Genomic DNA, 418 nt, shown 5'->3' on the forward strand with positions numbered 1-418 from the left:
CTCCTGGAACGTGCGCAGCGTCGTACCTCCGGGGGTCTTGGCCGCAAAAGCCTTGCCGGTTTCAATGGCGGCCCGCCTGATCGCCGTGTCGAGAATAGATTGCGCCAGCTCTTCGCCCAGCTTTTCACGCATGACCTCGTAGATCGGGGCGATGATGCCGGCCTCGATCTTGCGACGTGCGAGAATTCCGATCTCGCCATCGATCGCACTGCGCGAACTGGCATCAGAGTCCTTGTCCATCATGGTGTTCCCTTGGATTGCCGGGGCGTCGACACCGCGCTCGCACGACGGGCCTGCTGCTGGCGCGATGATGTCATGCGAGGCCAGCTCGGCCGCAGCAAATGACAGCGTCACATCTTGGCTCCGCGGACGGAAATGACAAGGTTCTCCGTGGGCAGCCGGCATCACAGCCTGGCAT

Annotated in this window: 1 protein-coding gene; it reads right to left on the minus strand. The window is 62.4% G+C overall.

Features of this window, described 5'->3' with window-relative positions; genetic code table 11:
- Positions 1–354: hypothetical protein (locus AB4Y92_RS26055; RefSeq protein ID WP_441822256.1), on the minus strand; the 354-nt coding region annotated here is incomplete at its 3' end.
- Positions 355–418 lie beyond the last annotated feature (64 nt).

The sequence above is a fragment of the Lysobacter sp. TAB13 genome (genome assembly GCF_052113885.1).
In the GTDB taxonomy this organism is placed as follows: Bacteria; Pseudomonadota; Gammaproteobacteria; order Xanthomonadales; family Xanthomonadaceae; genus Lysobacter; species Lysobacter gummosus.